15 protein-coding genes and 2 tRNA genes are annotated in these 22530 nt (G+C 61.7%); 6 read left to right on the top strand and 11 right to left on the bottom strand.

Annotated elements, in window-relative coordinates; translation table 11 throughout:
• Positions 1 to 42: 42 nt before the first annotated feature.
• The 9 genes from dpdD to FJ443_RS18125 all read right to left on the bottom strand — a co-directional run bounded on the left by dpdD (position 43) and on the right by FJ443_RS18125 (position 19160).
• The gene (dpdD, locus tag FJ443_RS18165) at positions 43 to 2334 is read right to left on the bottom strand and encodes a protein DpdD (protein WP_140665173.1); all 2292 of its coding nucleotides are present in this window, start codon (positions 2332 to 2334) and stop codon (positions 43 to 45) included.
• Complete coding sequence (gene dpdK, locus FJ443_RS18160) at positions 2331 to 2870, bottom strand: phospholipase D-like domain-containing protein DpdK (RefSeq protein WP_140665169.1); 540 nt, start codon at positions 2868 to 2870, stop codon at positions 2331 to 2333. Before dpdK ends, dpdD begins: the two co-directional genes overlap by 4 nt.
• Positions 2867 to 7420, bottom strand: coding sequence for a protein DpdJ (gene dpdJ, locus FJ443_RS18155; RefSeq protein ID WP_181175108.1), 4554 nt, complete (start codon positions 7418 to 7420; stop codon positions 2867 to 2869). The genes dpdK and dpdJ overlap by 4 nt, the downstream gene beginning before the upstream one ends.
• Positions 7407 to 8141 carry a hypothetical protein gene (locus FJ443_RS18150; protein WP_140665163.1) on the bottom strand — a complete coding sequence of 245 codons (735 nt, stop codon included), beginning with the start codon at positions 8139 to 8141 and terminating at the stop codon, positions 7407 to 7409. The genes dpdJ and FJ443_RS18150 overlap by 14 nt, the downstream gene beginning before the upstream one ends.
• Positions 8138 to 11251 (bottom strand): protein DpdH, encoded by a 3114-nt coding sequence (dpdH, locus tag FJ443_RS18145; RefSeq protein ID WP_140665161.1) that lies wholly within the window; start codon positions 11249 to 11251, stop codon positions 8138 to 8140. The genes FJ443_RS18150 and dpdH overlap by 4 nt, the downstream gene beginning before the upstream one ends.
• Positions 11251 to 12153 (bottom strand): protein DpdG, encoded by a 903-nt coding sequence (gene dpdG, locus FJ443_RS18140; protein ID WP_140665158.1) that lies wholly within the window; start codon positions 12151 to 12153, stop codon positions 11251 to 11253. The genes dpdH and dpdG overlap by 1 nt, the downstream gene beginning before the upstream one ends.
• Positions 12150 to 14735, bottom strand: coding sequence for a protein DpdF (dpdF, locus tag FJ443_RS18135; RefSeq protein WP_140665156.1), 2586 nt, complete (start codon positions 14733 to 14735; stop codon positions 12150 to 12152). Before dpdF ends, dpdG begins: the two co-directional genes overlap by 4 nt.
• The gene (gene dpdE, locus FJ443_RS18130; protein WP_140665153.1) at positions 14735 to 18007 is read right to left on the bottom strand and encodes a protein DpdE; all 3273 of its coding nucleotides are present in this window, start codon (positions 18005 to 18007) and stop codon (positions 14735 to 14737) included. Before dpdE ends, dpdF begins: the two co-directional genes overlap by 1 nt.
• 175 nt (positions 18008 to 18182) lie before the next feature.
• Complete coding sequence (locus tag FJ443_RS18125; protein ID WP_140665151.1) at positions 18183 to 19160, bottom strand: ATP-binding protein; 978 nt, start codon at positions 19158 to 19160, stop codon at positions 18183 to 18185.
• A 414-nt stretch (positions 19161 to 19574) separates the two neighbouring features.
• On the opposite strand from FJ443_RS18125, the gene FJ443_RS31415 reads away from it, so the two are divergent.
• From FJ443_RS31415 to FJ443_RS18115, 3 genes are read left to right on the top strand one after another with little or no spacing between them, the layout of a single operon-like run.
• Positions 19575 to 19802, top strand: a complete 228-nt coding sequence (locus FJ443_RS31415) for a hypothetical protein (RefSeq protein WP_140665148.1) — start codon at positions 19575 to 19577, stop codon at positions 19800 to 19802.
• Positions 19799 to 19945: a hypothetical protein gene (locus FJ443_RS31190; protein WP_181175107.1), complete on the top strand. Its 147-nt coding sequence runs from the start codon at positions 19799 to 19801 to the stop codon at positions 19943 to 19945. Before FJ443_RS31415 ends, FJ443_RS31190 begins: the two co-directional genes overlap by 4 nt.
• Complete coding sequence (locus tag FJ443_RS18115; RefSeq protein WP_140665145.1) at positions 19942 to 20259, top strand: hypothetical protein; 318 nt, start codon at positions 19942 to 19944, stop codon at positions 20257 to 20259. The genes FJ443_RS31190 and FJ443_RS18115 overlap by 4 nt, the downstream gene beginning before the upstream one ends.
• 217 nt (positions 20260 to 20476) lie before the next feature.
• Here FJ443_RS18115 and FJ443_RS18110 read toward each other — a convergent pair.
• A tRNA-Asn gene (locus FJ443_RS18110) sits at positions 20477 to 20551 on the bottom strand.
• 221 nt (positions 20552 to 20772) lie between these two features.
• On the opposite strand from FJ443_RS18110, the gene FJ443_RS18105 reads away from it, so the two are divergent.
• Entirely contained in the window at positions 20773 to 21033 is a 261-nt protein-coding gene (locus FJ443_RS18105) for a hypothetical protein (protein ID WP_140495745.1), read from the top strand.
• Between the two features lie 55 nt (positions 21034 to 21088).
• Here the strand turns inward: FJ443_RS18105 and FJ443_RS18100 are convergent, their stop codons facing one another.
• Positions 21089 to 21340 carry a hypothetical protein gene (locus tag FJ443_RS18100; RefSeq protein WP_140665143.1) on the bottom strand — a complete coding sequence of 84 codons (252 nt, stop codon included), beginning with the start codon at positions 21338 to 21340 and terminating at the stop codon, positions 21089 to 21091.
• 221 nt (positions 21341 to 21561) lie between these two features.
• On the opposite strand from FJ443_RS18100, the gene FJ443_RS18095 reads away from it, so the two are divergent.
• Both FJ443_RS18095 and FJ443_RS18090 read left to right on the top strand, forming a co-directional pair.
• Positions 21562 to 21635 (top strand) — tRNA-Cys (locus FJ443_RS18095).
• A gap of 90 nt (positions 21636 to 21725) precedes the next feature.
• A complete protein-coding gene (locus tag FJ443_RS18090) occupies positions 21726 to 22394 on the top strand; it encodes a protein-L-isoaspartate O-methyltransferase (RefSeq protein ID WP_140495747.1) in 669 nt (222 codons plus the stop codon).
• Positions 22395 to 22530: the final 136 nt, after the last annotated feature.

The following is a 22530-nucleotide window of genomic DNA, read 5'->3' as shown; positions in this document are numbered from 1 at the left end:
ACAGGTTTGGGACCGCTTCTAGAGGCAGGTCAGCGAAACAGCTCAACCTCGTGCTGAATTGCCGGCAGCTGGCCAGTGATCGAGGACGGCACGAAGGATGCTGGCCGTTCCCTTTCCCTGGGCCCAGATAGGCTCGCCATTGGTCAGGGCGTCCTTCACGCAATAGAATGCTTGGTGGCTGCTGCTTTTCCAGGCGAAGACGAACATATCAGCGGTCTTCGCTAGGCCCGCGAGTTGCGGTGTTGCCACGAGGTCTGAATTTACAACTACCTTGCAGCCCGGGAACAGCTTCTCCAATGCAGCCTTGGCACGGCTTCCGGCCGCTTCGGCCAGCGTGTAAATGCCGATGGTCTTTCCATTGAGGCTTGGCATGGAGGATGTATCAGCCTCCGCCTCGGATTTGCGTTTAAGCACGCTGACCGCATCAGGCCCGACGCCATAATCCTTTGCAAGGGTCTCGATCGGTATCAGGTCGTGCGGTGCGAGGCGATGCGCGAAGCCAGACGCTTGGCCCAGCAAATGCAGGAACAGTCGTAGTCGCGCTTCGCGTTCCGCAGCGGACGAACAGGGCAAGATTGCCAGCGCTTCGCTGAGGTCTAGGCTCCAGGGTAGATAGGCATAGGAGCCGACCCGCTGCTGAACATCCTCGATATCGCTCATCAGGGAAACATACTCGCTGGACGACAGCCCTTGCTCGATCAGGATGCTGGCTAGCTGCGCTAGCAAGTCGAGATCGGTCCGAGAAAGTGCGTCATCCATCGCGATCAGCATAAACAAGAGCGATGCGATCGGCTTCGTCGCCGGCGGTGGAACGGCATCTGTGGGGAAGATACTCGCGAACATCTGGGGCACTGCCGCCCGCGCGATCGCGCTCGCTTTACCGTGTAGACCGCCGATGATGTCGGCGAACCGCCGCGCCAACTGGCCGCTCTCCCGGAGTTTGGCGGCATCCCAATTAGTCGGCGCGGATTGAACATCCTGTTCAGCCGCGGTGAGGTCGCGGCCTGCCTGCAATTGGTCTGCCCAACTGATCCATGGATTGGCACTCGCATCAGCCGGCTTCTCCGCTGGTGGCGGACCAGGAGATTGCGCCTCCCGAAGGCTTTCGATCTTGCTGGCAATTCCCGGGGGCAGCCCAGCAACCACGTCCGCGCCTGCCTCATCCACCAAAGTAAGCAGTCGTTGGCGCGCCTCGGTTGTCCCGATCGTCCCGACGCACGACACCAGCCGGCTGATGGTCTTCCTGCTAGGAGGAAGCCGCAGATAGAACTCAAAGGCGCGGTCGAATTGCCCGTCATCGAAGGCTTCGTCAGCTTCGTCCGCGGTGGTCGCTGCCAGCAGCGTCAGCGCGGGTTCTGCAGCGCGCGGCGCTGCGGAGAGCGAGGGGGTGCCGGGCGGTAACAGGTCGAGCAGCCCGGCGATGATCGCTGGGTCAGGTTTGGCTTGCAGTTGCTCGAACAGCAGAAACGCCTTGACTACACGTGGCGCCCGAATTCCCCGGCGGGACGCGAATAGCTTCGGATAGGGGATTGCGATATGGCGCGCGAACGCATCACGGATCGCGGCCGGTTCGCCGCCGGCCTCCACCTCATCGACATAGGTTCGGTAAAGTGCCTCGATCAGGTCCGCGAGGATCTGCGGCGGCAGCGCCAGATCGGCCATCGTCTTGATGAGCCAGTGATCGCGCGCGATTTGCGGCCACAGCCCAAGGCCAGCGCTTAGCCGCACCTCAAGGTAGCGGAGGTTCTCCTCATTGAGGCGGCCTGTCTGCTTGAGCTCGGCGATCATCGCCTCTGCTTGGGCTTCGTCGCCGGCGAGTAGCGCACGCTCGAAGTCGCTGCGGATGGCCCCAATTGGGCGGACGCGCGTGCGTGTTGCTGGCGGCCTCCGTTCGAGCACGCCTGCAAACTCGCTCAGCCGTGCAGAGATCGCCTCCATTGCCGCGTCGTCGGGTCCTGTGAACCGATATACAATTCCGCCGAAGCGGTCCCGAAGCGCTGCGGCCATCGGCTCGTTCGAGTCCTCGGCGACCCGCTCGAAGCGGCTAAGCCAGGTCGGGCCCAACCATGCGTTGATCTCATCGCGAAGCTCGTACGCGCCGGAATGACCCTGCGTGGTCGCAAACCAGCCGGCGATCTTGCCGCCCCGCGCGAAAGGCAGAATAAGCGGCGCACCCGGGCGCGGGGCGGCGAGAAGGCCGAGCCACTGCCGCACCTGGTCCGACTCTCGTGCCGAAGCGGACCCGTCGAGCAGCGACGACCAGCTCAACTCGTTGGGCGTCGAAAAGAAGCGCGCCAGCCACTCCTGCTCTCGCTCGGGCAGATGCTCGATCACCTGCCTGCTCCCACATAGGACTCGAAGTTGATACGCGCCTCGGCGAGCGTCTTGGGCGTGGTGTCGTAGACGACCATTTCGTCGTTCAATTCGAGGCCGTTGTAGGTGAGGTTCATAGAGCCCGTCAGAAGGCCGCGCTTCAGCAGCACGCCTTTGGTGTGCAGGTGCCGGCGGCGGACGATGGAAAGCTTGTCGGCGAGCCCGCCTTCGTCCGCCGCCATGGCGAGCGCGTCGATCAGCGGGTCATTGTGACCATCAAGGCTCGTCGCGATGCCTAGCGCCGTCCCGCGGGCCATCACGTCAGTCATCACCTCGATCAGCCGGATCTCGCGATTGCCCCATTCCGGATTGATCGTACCGAAGCCTCCAGCGCGGTTGTCGAACAAGACGATGTTGCTAATCCACGGGCTGACGAGCCAGGCGCGCTCGCCTCCGGGCGCCAGCAGTTCGCCAAGGAACATCATCTGAAGGAGTTCGCGGATCAGGTGCTGGCTTGTCACCGCGCTTTTGAAGATTCGTCGCGTCTCGAAGGTCATTGCAGTGCCTCCGCAACATCGACATCGACATGGAAGACGTTCTCCACTCGCCTGACTGCCTGCACGCGCGCGAAAACTGAGAGATAGACCGTCTGTACCGGATTAGTGGCGAGGAAGCTCAAGGCGTCGGCGAGCAGCGGTGCTGCCGACATTCGACACATCAGGGTGGCGGCCCCGACCTCGGCAAGGCGATCAAGACAATAATCCTGCCAGCCGTCGACTTCCAGATCGATCAGGCTCGCATCTTCGGCAAGATAGGCCTGCAGCAGCAACGGGTCTGGTGCCGGCAGGTCGGCGAAGGGTGAGTAGGTCCTCAGCCCGGACTGGCGAATGTGGGCGCCGCGCGGCCAAAGCAGACCATAGATCACACCGAACCGCCACTGGTCGGGATTGACCGTTGGGGCGTCGATTCCGGCGAGCCCGAGCGCTGCATCGATGTCGTCAGACCGCGCCAGGCGATAGGCCAGCACACGCGCGTCGAGGTCGACGCTCAGCCGCTCTTCCTCGGCATTCCAGAGGCGCACCGCGTCGAGGAAAAAGGCGTCGCTGTCGATGCTCGAGCCGGGACGAAGGATCCGGTTTGTCAGCGCAACAAGGAACGCGTGGAAGGTGACAAAACCCTCATCCGCCAGGGTGTGACGAAGCGCCGTGAAGCTTGCATGGCTCTCCTCGGCACCTGATGCCTGCCGAAACGCGCGCGTTGCAGCGGGCAGCGGCTCGTCGCTGTCGCCTTCGACCACGGCGGCGAGGAAGCGACTCAACTGGAAATCGCTCAGAGAGAAATCATTGTCTCGCAGGGCAGCGGTCATCAGGCTGAAGAAGCGGCGTGGATCTTCTACATATTGACGCTGCGCCTCTTCGATCTGGCCGTTGCCCCCAGGCGTCATCTCACTGATCCAGATCTCGCCATTGGGAACCCCGGCGAGCACATCGTCTTGCTCGCGCGGGCCAGCGGTGACGTCGAGTACCAGGCTGTCGGCGTCGATTTGTGGGCAGAGGTTCGTGATCGCGCTCAAGGCTGCCGCGCCGACGGTAGACGCATAACGCTCGCGAAGCCACGGCTCCCATCCAGCATCGATCGGGATCCATAGGATTGCCGCGAGGCTGAACAGGCTGTCGACAACCTCCTTGTCGGCCAGGAAGCCAGCCAGATCCTGCCGAAGCTTGTCCTGCTGATTACCCTGGGCATTGGCATCGTCGACGATCGGCGACTGGAACAGGATGCTGAGCGTCCGGTCGAGGTCGAGTTCAGCGCTGCCGTCGGCAAGGCGTCCCGCGGCCTCCCTCAGGGAAATCCGATGCGCCATTGCCTCATTGCTGAGCGCGGCCAGCATGAGATGAGCCAGCCAGTCGCGCGCGAACGGGTTGTCGACTGCTTCGAGAAAAGGTCCGTAAACTGCTTGGTGATGAAAGCGCGCGGTCCGCATCGCACGATATCGCGGGTCCGCCTCGTCCCCGAGGTTCGACCACAAGGCTTCAGGGAAGCGAAGCCGGATGCACATCGCGTCGACCGCGAGGCCAAAGCCGAGCGCGGCCGCCTCTCCGGCGACTTCGAAATGGAACTCCTTGTTCAGCGATCTGCCGTCGCGGAAGCGAATGCCGGCATCGCTGCCGAGCGCCATCCGGCGTACCTCGATCGGGCTCAGCCCTTCGTGTGTGTAGAAGCGGATATCCTCGATCAACGGAGTCCAGGGGCCACCCCGGGGCGGGTCCAGCACCAGGCCGGACTCGCGCGCGACAAGCTGGCCGCGCCAGCGAAGTCGAGCGTTCGAGGTATCGACCACCGTGCCGGGCGGCGGCTGAACCTCCAGCACTAGGGGACGATAGACCGGGACCTGTCCTACCGAGCCGGCGACGATAATCCGCCCGTCACTGAGCCTATCCAGACGCGCAAACGGTTCGAGCGGAACTACTTGTACTCGGTTTTGATCGAGTGGCGGACACATCCAATGACGCTCGAACGCATGGCTCATGCCGTAGCGCCGTGACACGCGTCCCGGCGCGAACTCTCGAAGCGCCTGTGCGATGGGCATCCCCACTTTGTCGGGCGTGACGCTACCAGGCTGTGGGAGGACAATACTGACCTCGGGCAGGTTAAGATCGCTGAACAAATTCGCCGGCGCGAACTCCGGCAGGGGCGAATTGAACACTTGGAAATCGTCGCCGGGCTGCCCCCAGGCGCGCCAATTGCTCTCGAGCCGGCGAAGCGCGGTCGGCAGGACCTGCGTCATCAGAGGCCGGGGGTGATCCCAGAGCAGCGGCAAGACTGTACTCTCGTCTATCTTCAAGGCGGAGGCGAGATATGCGGAATAGCGGTCCAGTTCGGCTGGGATGGTGAGGATGCGATTGATGAGGCCTGCAAGCGCAGTCTGGCGCGCGCGCTGGTAGCTGCTGTCGGTGCTGGCCGATAGGTCGAGCCAGACGCTGCCTTGCCGCTGATAGTCCAGTGCCTGGCTGAGATAATCGAGCGTCGCATAGACTGCCTGGATCCGCATGACGTACCGATTGCCTACAGGCAGTGTACGAAGCGGCAGTTCCGGATCGAAAAGCAGGTCATAGCCTTGATAGGCGAGCCGGTCCCGGCCATAGTCCGACAGCACCGCCACAGTCCAAGGCCGCATCCGGCGCGAACGACCCGCGCGGCCCTTGCGCTGGAGGAACTGGGCAACATCGCGCGGCGCCTTGTGCTGAATGACTGCGCCAACTCGCGGATCATTGAAACCGACCTCGAGCGAGGCGGTCGCGACGATAATGTCGAGATTGTTGCCGACGCCGGGGTCCATTGACATCACGCGGCCCACCGACTTTCGGTCCTGGGGCTGTAAGGTGTGGCCGATCTGGACCACTGCCTCCCAATCTTGGCCATGCAGCTTGCGCTGTTCGATCGGCAGCGGCCGGCGGAGCGACGCGAGTCCGCCATCGGGCCTGTTCACCAGGTCTGGCGCCCCGCTGCTCCTGCGACCCTCGGCGTCTAGCATGGCGAAGTACATGCGGTTGGTGACGTCGATGTCGTCGGTGAAGATGAAAACGCGCTCGCCGATAATGCCGCGGCTCTTTCGCTCGTCGGGCGCGTCCAGCAGCCGAGAGAGCAGCATGCCCGTCTGGATCGTGGTCGACAGCAAAGCTGTGCGCGACACCGGATCGCCGCGCAGTGCCAGAAGATACTCAGCGCCCTCGGCGATCATGTCGCTGTTAGCCGGCGCGATTTCGACCGACGACTGCTCATACAAGCCGGTCAGTTGCGCGAAGAAGCGCGCTCCGTCCCTGAGTGTCGCCGACAGTCCGACGAAGCTGACATGCTGGCGGACCAATCGTCGCCAACGGCGAAGTAAGAACGCGACTTGGGCGCCGGAGATGCCAGCATAAGTATGAACCTCGTCCAACAACATCATCTCGACGGGGCGCTGCGCCCGGTCGCCAATTCCGAACAGGTGCCGAAACCGATCGTCCCCCATCCGCTGGTTGAGCATCTCTGTGGTAGTGAACAGAATGTCCGGTGCTTCGGATCGCAACCGGTCGCGAGTCAGGATGATTTCGTCGCTCTCGATCCTGGCAGAGCACTCGAGGCACTCAAGCCGCTCGCGACTGGCTCGCCGATCGGCGTCGCGCCAGGCCATGTCCCCGGCGCAGCCCGGAGCCGGACAGCGCAGATATTCACAAACGAGCCCAGCCGATGTCTGCCGCCAGCCGCTGCGCGCGTCGTGCGCCTTTTCGGCTGAATGCGGCGTCGGACCGAAGAAGGTCCCAATCAGGATCTTGCGGTGGCCGCGCGAGGCCAGCGTCGCGTCGAGCCGCCGGGCCTGACTGTAGACCTCTGCAAACTGGTCTTTCAGCAGTTCGTTCCGGGGGTAAAGAGCCAGAACCTTGACCCAGCGACCCGCGGCGGCATCCCGCTGAATATGGGAGGCCACACGCGACAGCGCGGGCAGATAGAAGGCCAGCGTCTTGCCGCTGCCGGTGCCTGCACTGACCAACGTCGCGATGGATTGCGTGCCCTCTAAGCCCGACAGGATTCGTGCAGCCGCGGAGACCTGGAATCCGGCGAGCGCGAACTGCGGGCCAAAGCTTTCGACCAGCGCCGAAAGCGCCGCACGCGCAGCTTGGTCAGGCGTCGCGGCCGCGATGGTGGCGAGCGCTGCCGCCGCGCTGATCTCACGACGCGGGTAGCGCCGACGACGCCAGATGAACCGGAAGTCAGCTACGAGCGTCGGCGCTGCCTGCCAGCCGGTTGGTCCGCGATGTTGGGGAAAGAGTTGGCGCAACCGGAACAGCAGGCGGACACCTTCGGCCATGCGGGACCGGTATTGCGTGCCTGGCTCCTCGCCGATGTCGAACAGCAATGCTCGGCTGATCAGTTCTGCGATGACATGACCAGCGTCCAGAAAGCTGACGCCGGCCCCCAAGACAGGCTTGTCGAGCAGCGCATCGATGATCCCATGCATCTCGCCGGCCGACACATGTCCGTCGACCAGACCCCAGGTCAGCAACCGGGCTTCAAGCTGCTCAATCTCGTCCAGCGCAGTCAGCAACAGGGCTTCATCGGCTTCCATCTGCGCTCCGCGGCACGATACGATAAGTATCGAATGCATTGTTCTCTTCGAGCCACTTCAGCACGACGTCTGTGAGCAGGTCGAGCTTCGCTCCTCCGGTCTGAATGGCCTCAAGGAAACGCTTCACGTCGGCCGGCACGTCAAAATCGAACCCCTTGGCTGTCTCGGTCAGCCTTGCCGCAAGGGCCTTGACGCGATCGATTGCCGCCTTGTCGGCTGGCAGGTTGTCGAACTCGGCGCGGAACGCTTGATGAAGCTGCTCATAGGTCTTGAAAGCGGCGGTGTTCGCGGGCGTCATCGCAATGCGGCCCTTCACCACCGATGGGGCCTCGCCGGTAAACACGCTCTGCCTGTACTCCTTCCAACTCCTCACGACGCCGGCGCCAAGGTCTGTCGACGCCGTCTTGATCTCCTTGATCAAGTTAGCCCAGCCGCTGCCCTTCTTGAGCGTCGCCGCCTTCTCGTTGGCAGTGAACCTTTCGAGGGTTGAGGCGGCGCGTTTGCGGACAGTCGCAAGCGAAGGCGGCTCCGGCGTTTCGATCCCCGAGCCCATGAGCAGCCTGCGGTTGTCGAGCGCCCGACTGAACTCTGCCGCGGGTGGCGCGAGGTCCGAGCGGAGGTCCTCGAGCAAACCGGTTTCCTCCACGTTGGCCCCAAGTTGGTCTAGCGCCACCAGCCGCTCGTGAAGCGCCTTTGCGCGTGCGGGAAGCGAAGTACTCATGCGTCAGCCTCCACCGGCGCAGGCTGATTTCCACTCACGCCCTCGAGCAAACTCGCGATTTCCGCTGCCGCAATGCTTGGATCGGATTGGCCGCGAATAGCCTGCTGTTGTGCTACACGCGGTGCTGCCTCCATGACGATCTCATTGGCTATGGTCAAGAACGACATGGTGCGTTGGATCAGCCCTAAATCGAGCGATCCAAGTGCATTGAGCAGCTTCGGGATTTGCTCTCGATCGGCTTCATCGACGATCGTCGCCGTCTTGTCCACCAGGTCGACAAAGCGGCTTGTCTGAAATTCTGTGAGACGCGCCTCGAACTCATTTTGCCTGATCATGACGCCTGACGGCCAGCAATTCGTCTTCTGCAGCAGCGGGATGATTTCGCGCAGGTTGGCAACGAACGCGTTCTTGTCGAGATTCTCATCGACGAAATCTGCGATCTCGGCCCGAAAGGTGCGGAGCTTGGCGATGACTGCCTGCAGCTTGCCCCAGAGCCGGGCGTCGGTCATCGTCGGGATGAGCGTGCGTGCTTCCTCGGGAAGGCTCTCGGGAAGCGGACCCACTGGCGGATCGCCGGCCAGCACGTCTAGCAGGCGCGCGCTGTCAATTGCGAACGGTTTGTTTCCTGAACCCTGGAAGCTCGCGCTTCGATCGAGCAGAAGCCCCTGCAGGATGGCGCGCGTGCTTCGGCCATTGACCGAGCCCAGCGCCTGCGCGCGAAGCTGATCCCACCCCTCTTCGAATGTTTGCGTCTCGACCTGTGGGGGCGACGAGAAGAGTCCGCGCAGCAGAGGCTCCGCGGCTGCTGCGCGAACCGGGGGCGAGAGGCCAATGATGCGCGACTGATTGAGCAATGCCCGACCCACCACTGCTGTTTGCGCGTTCGCCTCCGCAACTAGAATCGGCACCAGTTGCCTGACCAGGCGATCAATGATCGCGGCGCTCGCGACATAATCGACGTCGGCCTCCGGATAGTCCCAGCGGTGACCGTTGAAGCCAAATCTCAGTGCGCCGAGGAGGCCCTCGCGAAGTGTGCCATCGTCATCCTCGCGCTGGTCACAGACTACGAGAATGCGTCCGCCTACAGGATTGTTGCGCGCACCAGCAATCCAAAGCCAAGTCGCCTTGATATCCTCGTCTGGAATCCGGAGCGCGGACCAGTTGATCGCGCCCTTCAGCATTGCGGCCAGCGCGCTGCGAAGTTCGCGAGCGTCGGTCTGCACAAGTTCCGTTCCGGACGTCCAGGCATCAAGTTTCTTCAGCCAAGTCGCCACGCGCGGATCCTGCTCGAAAGCAAATGCCGGGGGCGGCGGCGAGGGGGTCGTATCTTCGCCGCCGGTCGGTCCAATCGGCGGCGTTGAATCGCGCTCCGGCACGAAAGTGACTTTGGCGAGTTCGCTAGGTGTCGGAAGCGAGAAGGTCGCAAAGATTGCCGGCGGTACATGGGCGAGGGCAGCTTGATCGGCGGCGTTGCCGGCCCACACTGCGAGCGCGGAAGCCAGGCGCCGCTTGATGGGTTCGGGCTGGCTCGTCTGTCTGACCAAGCCGGCGAGATAGACGTTCGGCCGCAGCCCATGGAAGTCGGGCGGTGGGAAATTGCCGTTGACGAACGTGCTCCGCATCAGAAGCGGGCGACGGAGGATCTCGTTTATGACGCGACGCGGGTTGAAAACGAGCCGGCCTCCTTCCGCCAGATGCCGCTGGACGAGCTGCTCGACTGCGAGACGGTTGAATGGAAATAGCGCGTGGCCTAGTGTGGAATAGCCAAAAGCGTTTAGCGCCTCGCCTTCCTCATCTCTCTGCTCCTCGTCACGCCAGGCGGGTAGCCAGCCGGTGAGCCCGTCGCCTGCACCGCGGCGGTCAAACCGCTTGCGCAGGCCGCCTTCACCCCAGCGCGCCGCGTTCAGATAAGCGCCGACCATCTCGATCACTGCGCCCTTGATCTCATCATCACTCTGCTCACGGTTGCCGATGACCCAGACCCGCTGCGCCCGCGTGAGGATCGTGTCGCGAGAGGCAAGATAGCCATCGGTGAGCGCAAGCGCCGTCCGCATGGTAGCGCGCACCTTCTTGCCGTCATGTGTACCTTCCTGCACGCAGACCTTGAGCAACACGTCCTGGATGCCTGACAGCGCTGCGAAATCCTCGACGAGCAGGACGAGGTCCATTTCGTTCTTCAGCAGGATATCACGGATTCCTAGGATGATGTCCTGTAAGGTGATTCCGCCGGTACTCTGCTCGAGCTGAAAGACGTTGCCGATCGCTGTATCGACGATGGTGTTGAGCAGGTCAGCCGCGGCCTGGCGGCGGCGAACATCCTGGACCGCGAGCTGCGTCTGATAATAGGTCTTAACCGACAGGGCCGCATTGTTAAGATCGATCCCGTCGGGAAGGATGAGATCCTTGGCGAAAAACTGGGACTGGCTCTCGTCGCCCTCGACCCCGTCCTCACGGCCCTGCAAGGCGCGCGCAACCACTCTGGCGAGAACCGCTTCGTCGAAATGGTCCTTGAGTGCCGCGTCACCGAAAAGTTTAGGCAGCATCTGCGCATGGCCGATGAGCGGTCTAAGCTCGGCAGCACGTTCCTTATGCTCGCGCGCCTCGACGACGAGGGCCTCGGCCCGGCTGGCGAGCGCATTCTCGATTTGTGCTCGGAACAAGACGACGGCCTTGCGCTTGTCGACTTCGGCGACGGCGCGGGTGAGGTCCGATCGCGATTTCTCGAATCTCGGGTCGCCGGCCAACGGCTCAAGGATCAACTCGACGACCCGGCGCAGGCTTGCGCTCTTGGGAATTCGGATTATGTGGAGCTGTTCGCGCCGCGGCGAGCGCTGGAGTTGCGCATCAAGCCACCGAATGATGTGTGACTTCCCTACACCCGAGGGACCGGTGATCGGAAACAGCAGATATCCGCCCGGAACGTCGTCGGAGAGAAAGGCATCGAGCAATTCCTGCTCGGACGCCGGAGTCTCGATGTTCGTACCGGCATTCCGCGTCGTGAGCGGAGTCGGCTGATGCACCGCGAGCAGGACCGATACGTCCGCGGTCTCGGCTTCGTTCTTGATGCAGGCATTGACGTGATCGGGCTCGGGCCAATATTTCTCAAGCATCAGCGGGCCTTTCCTGCCTTAACAAGCCCGGCATGCGAGACATCCCGCCATGTGCGCGCGTTGCTGCCGGTAAGCGTTACGACGCCCTCGGGGTCGCTTCGGTTTGAAAGCGTGATGAAGCCCTCACGGTCGAGGCGCTGGATCGCCCGAGACAAGGAAGACGAGACGAGGCCGGCACGAAGGCGGGGCCAGGCGCTGTCCTTCAACGCTGCCTCGACCTGCAACCGATAAGCGCCACCATCGAGGACGGGCAGCACCGAGGCGGTGCGCTCTACGAAGGCTGGGCCGGACAGTTCTCGGCTCGATCCGAAGATGTCGGTGAGCGCGTCGCGGAGCGCCTCGGTGGGGTCGACGACCCATTGCACGCCGTCGCGGGCAAAGCCCAGATATAGCATCCAGGTTTTGAGGCCATTCCAGCGGGTATTGTTCTGAGCGATCTTCTGACTGCCGCTGTCGATCAACTGTCGCGCCTCCAGTTCAGCCAACCGGTCGGAATTGGCATCAAGGGTATAGACATCCTGGGCCAGCATCCACGCCACGCCTCTCGACAGATCGGCGCTCCTAGCTTCCTCGCTTTCCCAGAAGCGCATATTGTTGGCCCGCAGCAACGCCACGGCCCTTGCCACTTTAGGGAGGCGCGCTTCCGCATCTTCTGCGCTCTTGCCGAGGGCAGAGCGGTAAGGCTCGGCGATAATGATGACGCCCATATTTTCGCCGAACAGGCCAAGTTCGGTCCAGCGGTTCAACGTTCTTGTCAACTGGCTGGTGTCGAACGAATCAGCCGCGCCCCCACATGCGAGGATCAGGTCTTCGCGCCCCTTTGGACCGAAGCGAACGAGGGCGCGAACGAGCACGATCAGCACATTGAACAGCCCGTCGCTGGCTTGGTTGAGGATACTCACAGGCGCGCTCCGAGCTTGAATTGATCGACCGACAGGACATTGGTTCCGGTGTCGGCGATGCGGCGCACAGCGTTCCACGGATCCAGCGTCGAGGCCGGCGTCATGATGACATGCAGCGGCCGTTTCATCGTGAACAGATACTTGGGCAGCCCGGCGCCGACCGCGCCAGTCCAGACCGTGACGCGCGGAAGCTCGTACGACGATGGCCGGAGCACTTCCTCCTCGAGCGACTGCAGCAGCAGCACATGGTCGTCGCTGTGCTTGTGTAGTCCGGCAAGCGAGGGGTTTCGCTCCCGGAAGGCGGTCTGCGTGCCGATCTCGCGCACCCCGAACATAGCGACGAAGTCGCGCAGCAGGGAGACAAGAGCGGTATCGTCCATGGGCTCTTCGACGGGAAGGATGACGGGCTCCTCAAGATAGAGTTGCGGGAACCGGCTGACGAAGAGGCTGAGATCGAAATGGCCGACATGCTCGATGCCGTATGCGGGCGGCGCCGAATAGTCGGTGTTCTTCGTCCCCATGCGGCGGTGGGCCGGGCACCCTCCGCAGGCGGGCGATACGATCACCGACCGGCCCGGGGCGTTGCTGCGATAAAGATCGTCCAGCAGCAGCGAGACCTCGCTCGTGCCGCCCAGCAGTTTGTCGAGCAACGCGCGGTTCTCGGTGGCCTCATCGAACGCGCGCTGCCGTTCCTCGCCGATGAGGCATTCGAACCGCGTCTGGCTCATGTGCTCGAAATCGGTCATGCCCACCACCGTGCGCTGGAAATAGTCCGTCCAGTGCTCATCACTGCGAAGCTCGAATGCGAACTCGGTCTCGTCCTCTTGCTGCGCGATGCGCGATGGCGGCTGCGATTCAAGCTCGAGCATGCCGGCCCGCGCCATCATGATCAGCGTTCGCATGTTCCAGGATTGATTGTAATCGGACTGTCTCCGCAGCCGTGGCGGGACGGCAGCCAAATCCACCTCGAGCAATCGGCCAAGCGCATCGAGTTGGGTGCTACCGCCATACATGGTCGACCACCGTTCGAACGCAAGGTCGTCGCTGATCAGCGAAGGTGAGGCGATCTGGTTGGCGATTTCCTGGTCTTCGCGCGAATAGATCAGGAATGAGGCCGAGGGACAGCCGTCTCGCCCTCCGCGCCCGACTTCCTGATAGAAGCGATCGAGCGTCTCCGGGACGGCGGCATGGATCACCGTGCGCACGTCCCGCTTGTCGATCCCGACGCCGAACGCGGAGGTGGCGACCACCCCGTCGAGTTCGTTGTCGGACCATTGATCGATGATCCGGACACGATCGGCGTGGGCAGTCTCGCCATGAAAGCAGTCAATGCGCGCACAGCCTTCCTTGCGCAGACGCTTGATCCACCGCCTCGCATCGCTGCGCTTAGTCACATAGAGGATGAATGGCCGCGGCGCGTGCCGCAAGATTTCAAGGACCTTGCGGTCCTTCTCCTCAGGATCGTCCTCGCGGTGGACCCAATATTGAGGTTCGGGCCGCAGATGGACCGAGGCGACCATGTGAACCGTGCGAGCCGGGCCGAAGAGAGCGTCGATCGTCTCCACGGTCTCCGGGGTTAGCGTCGCGGACATTAGCAGCGTCCGAAAGCGGCGACTGGTCGGGCAGGCCGCGAGCAATCCCCGTCGCACGCCTGCCAGCATCTGAAAGGCTGGTCGAAAACTGTCACCCCACTGGCTTACCAGGTGCGCCTCGTCGACGATCAGATAGGACAGCAATCCGGCGTACGCCGTCTCGTATAGCGACGGCAGCAAGGCTCCGGTCACCGCTTCGGGCGAGCAATAAAGGATGCCTTGGCGGCCCTCGCGTATCGCGGCCTTGATCGCCGCTCGTTCCTCCACGCTGAGGCCGGAATGCCAAGCGAGCGAAGGCACATCACGCCGGGGAAAGCGGCGCTTGAGCATTTGCCGCATTTGACGGGCCTGATCGAGCACTAGTGCCGTGGTCGGAACGACGCACAGCGACAATCCACCTTCCAATCCGCGGGCGAGGACCGGGGCCTGTGCAACGAAGCTCTTCCCAGACCCGGTCGGCAAGGCGACGACGAGAGTCTCTCCGGGCGGCAGCAGAAAGGCGCTGCGCACCGCCTCGCGCTGGCCCGGCGACACATAGCTGTCGAATCCGCTCGCTTCGCCGAGGAACGGGTCGATCGGCCGCTGCCAATCGAGCCGAACATTCTGCTCGGCGAAGATGTCCTCGAAAACCGGATTGTCGCTGTCGTCGAGCCAATCAGCGCGCCACGGTCGAGCTTCGACTAGGAAATAGCCTTGCGTCTCGCTATGAGCCCGCACCCCGAAATTCGCCCAGGAAGCTCGGTCCGGCCAGCCCGCGCGAGAGGGTACGCGCAACTGCGCCTGCTGGCCCGCACGAAGGGACTGGCGTCGCAATACGTGCCTAAAAAGGGCCATGGCATCATATGCACTTTGCAGCCGCCCAGTTGCCTGTGAGGCTTTCAGGATCTGAGCTAGGCGATCGAAGACCCCGTCGCGAGGTCCGGAGCCGCCAATCTCGTTCCGAGGGTCGAGCAGAAAGTCTTGCAGACCTACGAAGTCGAATGCGCCCATCACAGGTCACTCGAAATGCGCTCGGTGACAGAGCGGCTCGCCGAGACGAAGATCGCGCCAACAGTGTCGAGCCGAACCTGAGGGATGCGAATGCCCTCTGTTAGCGCAGCAGCGAGTTGCTCCTCAAACGCAAGCTCGGTGTCGTCGCCAGCACTCACTGCGGCGCGAGCGCGAGCCCGCAACTGGCCCAGCCGCCTCTGATCGGCCCGTAGAGCGCGCTGCTCCGCTTTCGCGAGGCTTTCGATGAGATCGGGGTCCGCGCGAAGCGCGTTTTCGGCCACTTCCCGCGCCTTAAGGCAAAGGTCAGACCAATGGGCGAACTCCGGAAGGTGCAACTGTGACAGGCGTTGCCACCGGCGAGCATTAAGATTGAGGTCGCGAGCCCCGTTCTGATCCGGTTCGACTCGATAGCGTCGCGTAAGGAGCGAAAGAAGCGCGTGATCGGTCACCAGCGTCAGTTCGCGGTCGAGCCAAAACGAGCGGTAAAAGGGCGGGAGTGCCATGTCGCCGCGACGCCGGATCGCTGCGTTCGCCGCGCTATCGTTGCGTTCGTGTCGGCTGAGAACTCTGTCCGCGGCCGCGACGTCGGCTTCGAGGACGAAGTCGAACCGGAAGAAGACATCGGCTGTGGGATCGCCGACATGGCTGGGAGCAAAGCGCCACATAGCAAAGGAACGGCCGCGATCGTCCGACTCGGTGAACGCCGTAATGCCGCTGATCAGGTCATCGCCGTAGCGCAGCAAGCCCACGCCATTGGCGCGCGCGCGCGGATGCAACGCGGTGCGTCGGCGAAAGGTGTAGGGCATAGTCCGGATCGTCCTGTCGCCTCTATATCTCGGACCGAAGTCTAGTGCAGCGTCACAATGCGCCAGGAAGGTTGGTAGCGGAATGAGTGTTTGACGCCCGGGGGTGGTGGAGTAGATGTATCGGAACGGCGTTCCTGCCCCAGCGCTAGGCGCGAACCGCGGCTCGTCGAGATGCTCAAATCTTAGAGTTTTTTCGAGCCAGATCGTCGTATCGCTCGCGATCGCGCGCCAATCGTCTTCGATCGCGGAGAGACCGTTGAAAAGAGCCGCAGGTGGCGTGCCGAGGGCATCGAGTGCATCCTGCTGATCTAGCGCCGAGATTTCTCGCTCGATCTCGCCGTGTTCGCCGGTGCTCCTCGCTGTGAGATCAATGAGCCCTTCGGCGCCCTCGACGAACAGCGGAAGCGCGAAGCCTCGCATAGTGCTTTCCAGCAGATATTGTAGGCTCGCCACCGATCGGTCGAAAACTTTGAGCGCTGTACCGAGATAGCCCACCCAAGCCATCTCAAAAGGGTCGTCCTCGCAAGCGAGCACGACGGACCGTACGGCCTGGTCGGATCCATAGCGATCAGCGCGACCTAAACGTTGCTCGATTCGATTGGGATTGAACGGGACGTCATAGTGAACCACGACTTTATTGCCGCCCTGAAGATTCAGACCCTCTTCCGCCCGTCGATCGCAAACCAGAATGGGTCGGTCGACGCTGTAGCTAAAAGCCCTCCACAGATCGTTGCTGGGGTCATGGCGGTCGACGACGATACCCAGTCTGTTCGCGATTCGATTTGCCAGGAGATCGGCAGTCTTGGCATCAGAACAGAAAACGATGCACTGCGAGCTTGTACTTACAAGCGGCTGCAACGCCTCAATCAGTGCGTCCGCGCGATCCGCGAACAAGCCAGGGCGCCCCAGGCACCGGCGAACCGCCTCGAACCGACTCTTATCACTAATTTTCCCGGTCTGCTGTGCCAGAAAACTGATTATCCCAGCCCCGGAGCTCGGATATTGCGATCCGCGATCGAGCACGCGCCAAAAGGTTTTCGCACGATCCGCCCACGGTGCCTCGCGGCCGGCTTCATCGAGCTTCGCCGACTCGCCGAACCGCCAGTCTTCCATTGCGGCGGTCAAGGCTGCCCGATCGCTGCTGCGATAGCGGACGATCGCGGCCCCTATTCTATCTGGCGTTATCCCGCTGACGTTTCGACGACGATGGCGCAAGATACGACGGTGCAGCCGATAGACTTCGCTCAGGTGGTCATGCAATTGATCGATCGCTTCCACCAGCGCCGGGTCACTCTCGTCTGGCATCGTATCGACAACGGCGCCGAGCTTGGCAACGTGTTCCAGTAACAGTTCGTCCTCTGGAAACAGCCGGCGCAATTGATCTGTCACATAATCGAGAAACAGCACATTTTCCGTTGTCAGACCGGCGACGATTTCTGCTAGGGGCTGCCGGCTTTCGACCTTGCGGCGGAACGAGTCCTCGCCATCGAGTGGATATGTCAGGGGATCGAGGAGATGGAGCATCCTCAGAAATCCGCGCTCATTATGAAGTGCTGGTGTCGCCGACAACAAGAGGACCCGCTCCATTAGTGGAACGGCGCGGGCGATATCCTGGTAGATGCCGGCCGCATTCGCGATACCGAGGTCGATCAGGTGGTGCGCCTCGTCGATGACGAGCATCGTCACCTTCGACAGAATCGCTCGAATCTGGTCATCGTCATCATGTGAAATCACATGAATACTGCGATCCAGATGGCGCCCGAGAAGAAATTTCTCGGAAAGCTCCGCGCGCCATTGGCTGACGAGTGGGGCAGGAACCGCCACGAGAACCGTGCAATTTTCTTTCACATCGAGAACGCATTGGCGGATAAGAACGCCCGCCTCGATCGTCTTTCCGAGGCCCACTTCGTCGGCAAGCAGGTAGCGCTGCACCGGGTCTTGCAGGATCCGTCGCACCACCTCAATCTGGTGCGGTTCGAGTTCGACAGCGCACGCAAGCAGCGCGGACATCCCCATCGACGCGGCCCGCTGAGACACCTGTGATCGGACAAACGCGCTGCGTCCATCCGAAAAGCCAGGGCTCTCGCTGATTTTGTTGGCGAGAAATGGTGTTGGGTCCCTAATTGGAAGTTCCCACCGAACGAACACAGAGTTGCATTTCAGCCGTTTGGACTTGCTTTCTGGAAACTGGATGAGTTGGCTTTCACCGCTATCTTTCAGCAGATGGCCAATTTCCCACGCCCCAGCGGCCTCATCGAAATGATATATGCGCGTCTGCTCCGGGAGGACTACATGCTCTATGTTGCTTTTGCCAATGTTGTGGACCAGAGGCTCCGATGTCGGCGAATCGAAATACTCTACAGACCGCAGTGATCCGTTCTGGCCAACTAGTTTCCCCACTCCCAGGGAAGCATACTTCCCAATTGCTCTAACGAACACGGATTCGCCGTCCCCTTCACCCTTCATTTCATTATGGTGAGGATTTGCATTCGTCTAGTGGCTCTCCCGGAAATCGGTACGAAGCGCGCCAACCCGGCGCAGGCGCCGCAGGTGGGGTGTGACCGCAACACCAGAAGAGCGTTCCCTCCGGGTATCAGCGGACGCCGGAAGGGCACTCGCTGCAAACGCGCTGCTAGCTCAGCTAGTATGCGTAAGTCGTGAGGCTGTCCGTACGCACTGCCAAGTTCCTTCGGCGATCCACGTGCAGAATGCAGTCCTGCGGGGCGGCGTTCAGAATTTGGGACGAGTGACTTGCGATGACGATCTGTGCAGGCAGGGAGTTTAAGAGCGCAACCAGCCGTTTCTGCAAGGTGGGGTGCAAATAGACTTCAGGTTCATCAAGGATGATGGTGCTCGCATCTCTGGCGCTGTAGAGATGCCACAGCAATTGTATAAATATCTGCAAGCCATCGCCCGACCATGATAATTCCTTTGGTACCCGGCTTCCCGGTTCGCGATAGAAGACGGAAATCCGATTGCCAACCATATCGAGATCGACGTCCTCCAGGCGCATTTCCGGTAGCCAGTCCTCGCAAAACCCTCGGAAGTCGTCCCACGAGGACGTTTTGCTCAACCGCCAGAGATGATTGCGAAAGTGCCTGCTAGCCAGGCGGCCACTGGAGTGCTTCGCGATGTACTTGGTGTCCTTGACCTGCTCCACGCGATCAAGAGGTGTGATGACCGGTATCGGAACAATCGGTAAAAACAGACTACGGACCTTGGCTGGGGTAGAAATGGCCCGCCCATTCTCGTCATGCAGCACAAAGAATGGCGCCTGATCATATGTAGCGTCCGGCCACACGATCTCTATCGTTGCGCCGCTTTCCCATCGAGCTTTAATCCTCGTCTCGTCGTCCCGGAACTCGTGACGGACAGGATCGTCCTCGTCCTCCGACGAACTCGGGACCCGATAGGCGGGAAACAAGACTCCGCCCCACGATATCTGCATGTGATGATTTTGTCGCTTGGCGAGGCGCAGGCAGCCTTCCGCCAACGCAATTGCCTCGAGGATCGTGCTCTTGCCCGCGCTGTTTGCTCCTGACACGAAGGCATGAGGGGCGAGGGCAGCCTCGACACGTTCGAAACCGCGAAAGCTGCGCAACTCAACCCTGATGATCATCCGACGGGCTCCCTCTGCGGATCACCTTAGGCTGGCGACGTCGACGTTCCAACCCCGGCAAGGCGGACCCGGAGGGGACATCAGGAAGATTGTTATGGCAACTAAAGTCACTGGAAACGCTAACTGGACTGCCCGGATTGGCAGACATTTCCCAGCCTCCGTCTCCGCCATCGCCGACTATCGCCTGCCGCAAATCCCGGTCACGCTCTCCGCTGGCTATGAGTATGATCAAACCAAGGCACTGGGAATGACATCCGGAGAAACTGAGCGTGAACACCTTCCTCACCGGTCTGCGCTTCAGCTTCGGGCTCCAACAGCCTCAAGGAAGAAGAACGCAAGGGACCAGCTTGGTCGATCTCGCCTGTCAATCTCTAGTGGTCTTATTCTGATATTTGCATCCCTCAATACAGGATCGTGGCTGGCGAAATTGCGGCACGCGTGCTGGCGCCCGCACGATTAGGCGGACTGCTCGAAACCTACACGAAATCGAGCAACGAGCGTGCTGGACAGATCAAAGATCAACTGGCGCAACTACGCCATTCCCACAAGGAAGCGGAGGTCTCGATTACTCGCCTGCTCGCTCTCGTGGAGAAGGGCTTGATGGGGACGACCCGAACCTGCGGGAGCGTCTGGTTGGCTTGAAAGTCCGCCGTGACGAGCTGGCGGTTGAGGTCGCCGAACTGGGCAAACGAGCCGGCAGTGGCGAAACGTTGATAACGCCGGAAAAGATCGCCAGGTTGTCGAACCTGCTGCGGGATAAGCTCACGATGGTTCACCTGAGTTGAGGCAGGCCTATGCTCGCTTTGTCGTCCAGCAGGTCACCGTGCAGGGGAAGGAAATCCGCATCAGCGGCTCGAAAGCCATCCTGGCACGCGCCGCATCAAGCGGAGTTGGCGACGATCCGCCCGCAGTTCTCTCTTTTTTCGGGGATACGCCCAACAAGACGGATGGAGGCCGGATAGAACTGGCGGAGCGGGTGGGATTCGAGCCGACGGTGGGCCAATCCCTCGGATCAAGGTATCGATCTGTCGTGCTGAATCTCACCAACAATGCGGTGCATTTCGGGCCTCTCATCGGGACCACAAATCTCAAATCATAGTCAAGTCATTGAAATATCTGGTACGCCCAATGGGAATCGAACCCCTGTTACCGCCGTGAAAGGGCGTTGGGCGATGGTGAAGTTCGTCCAAAGCCTTCCGTCACGCTGATCGCGGCAATCATCAGAGCAGCTCCATAGCGAAACCGGATTCTGTAGATATGCTGTAGATCAGCCGTTTTCCGGAGATTTTCAGGATCGACTAAGTCTTTGAAAAGATTGGCTCCCCGGGCCGGATTCGAACCAGCGACCAACCGGTTAACAGCCGGTTGCTCTACCACTGAGCTACCGGGGAACAGAGGCTCTCATGCGAGTGGCGCAGCCTATAGCAAACCCTTTTCGGCTTTGCAAAGAACCATTTCGCATTTTTCCGAGACTTTTTCGCTCAGGCGTTTCTCGCAATCGGCGGCGTTCGTCCTCATATTAGCCGTCTTGCGAGGGGCGCGGAACCGAATGCGCGGTCGCGGCTTTCGTCAAGTGACATCCTCAAACCACCAGACGGACCAGCCATTCGAGATGACGGCAGCAGAAGAAAACCAGGCACCGGCGCGAAAGATATCGGTCTTCGGGCGCAAGTTCACCATGCCGCGTTCGCGCGGCCTCAGGATTGCAATCGGCGTGCTTTTGACGATTGGCGGCATTCTGGGGTTCTTGCCGATTCTCGGTTTCTGGATGGTGCCGCTCGGACTTTTGGTGCTCTCCTACGAATTCGCCATGGTGCGCCGCCATCGGCGCCGGTTCGTCGTCTGGTGGGAACGGCGGCGCCGGCCGGATTGATCGGCCACGCCGGGGACCTTGCCCGGCTTCGTCGCGGCGGCCTTTGGGGCCCGAATCAAATCGCAGCGCTATCCTGCGTTCCAGTGCTCGCCTCCTCCGGGGCGTCCTGCTGGCCTGCTCTCAGATCCTCGCTGATTTCCTTCAGGACGGCGGAAGCCGAGGCAAGGCGCGCGCGGTCGCGCGGCGAAAGCCGGCCGGGGCCTTCTATCTTGAGGCAATCCATGGCGTAGCGCACCAGCTCCTCGCACCCCAGCAGCGGCGAGCTGTCCGCGTTGTTGGTCGACTCGTCCGGTTTGGCCAGCTGCATGGCGCAGTCCTCCTCGGCCTCAACGCAGCCCGGTGCGCGGAGTTTCTCCCGATCATCCGCCATGCTTAACGGCTTTCTAACGCAGCTCGAACCGCCCTGTCTCGCATTTAGGGCGGGGTGCGAGGACTGGCGCAGGCGAAACCGTCGCGAATGCATTGTCGCCGCTTGACGGCTTTTTCGCCGCAACCTATTGGAACCGGGTGGAACGCCGGGAGTAACGAGGCCTCGTGGCGGAGTGGTTACGCAGAGGACTGCAAATCCTTGCACCCCGGTTCGATTCCGGGCGAGGCCTCCAATCTCCGGGCTCCCGCGCGTCAGCGCAGGGAGCTCGCCGTTCCCGTCTAAATGAACCGCGATGTGGCGCGGCAAGCGGATTGGTTGGGACATGAGCGCTGATTTCTCCGAGCTTCGCGTCAAGATGGTCGATGGCCAGATCCGCACCACCGACGTGACCAGCACGCCGCTGCTCGACGCCATGCTTTCCGTGCCCCGCGAGCTTTTCGTCGACGAACGCCAGCGCAATCTCGCCTACATCGACGAAGACATCCGCATCGCGGACGGCCCCGGCGGCGCGCGATATCTGATGGAGCCTTCGCCGCTGGCCAAGCTGATGCAACTGGCCGAGATCAGTCAGGCTGATTCGGTCCTCGATGTCGGCTGCGGCACCGGCTATGCCTCGGCCATCCTGTCGCGACTGGCGGGCTCCGTGGTGGCGCTTGAAAGTGACTCGGCGCTGGCCGAAACCGCAAAGTCGGTGCTCTCATCGCTGGGCTGCGGCAATGTGACCGTGGTCCAGGGCCCGCTGCCGCAGGGATATGCGGCCAAGGCGCCCTACGATGTCGTCTTCGTCGGCGGCAGCGTCGGCAAAGTGCCGGCGGCGCTGCTCGACCAGCTCGCCGAAGGCGGCCGCCTCGTCGCGGTCGAAGGGCAGGGCAATTCCGGCGTGGCGCGGCTTTTTTTCAAAGCAGGGGGGGTTGTAACCGGTAGACGGGCATTTAATGCGGCAATTAAGCCACTACCCGGGTTCGAACGTGAGCATGCTTTCGAATTCTGAATGATTTGGCCTTGCAGCAGAGGCTTTGTCATGGTCGCTTGCATTTGAACAATCGTTGCTGATCCCAATGGGGGCACTTTGGGCCGAGCGACAGGGAACATTCTGACACGCCGCTCCGGTTCTCCAAGGAGAAGCC

This window comes from Mesorhizobium sp. B2-6-1 (genome assembly GCF_006440475.1).
Classification (GTDB): Bacteria; Pseudomonadota; Alphaproteobacteria; order Rhizobiales; family Rhizobiaceae; genus Mesorhizobium.
The sequence above is the reverse complement of the archived record's forward strand: the minus strand, read 5'-3'. Positions and strand labels throughout refer to the sequence as shown.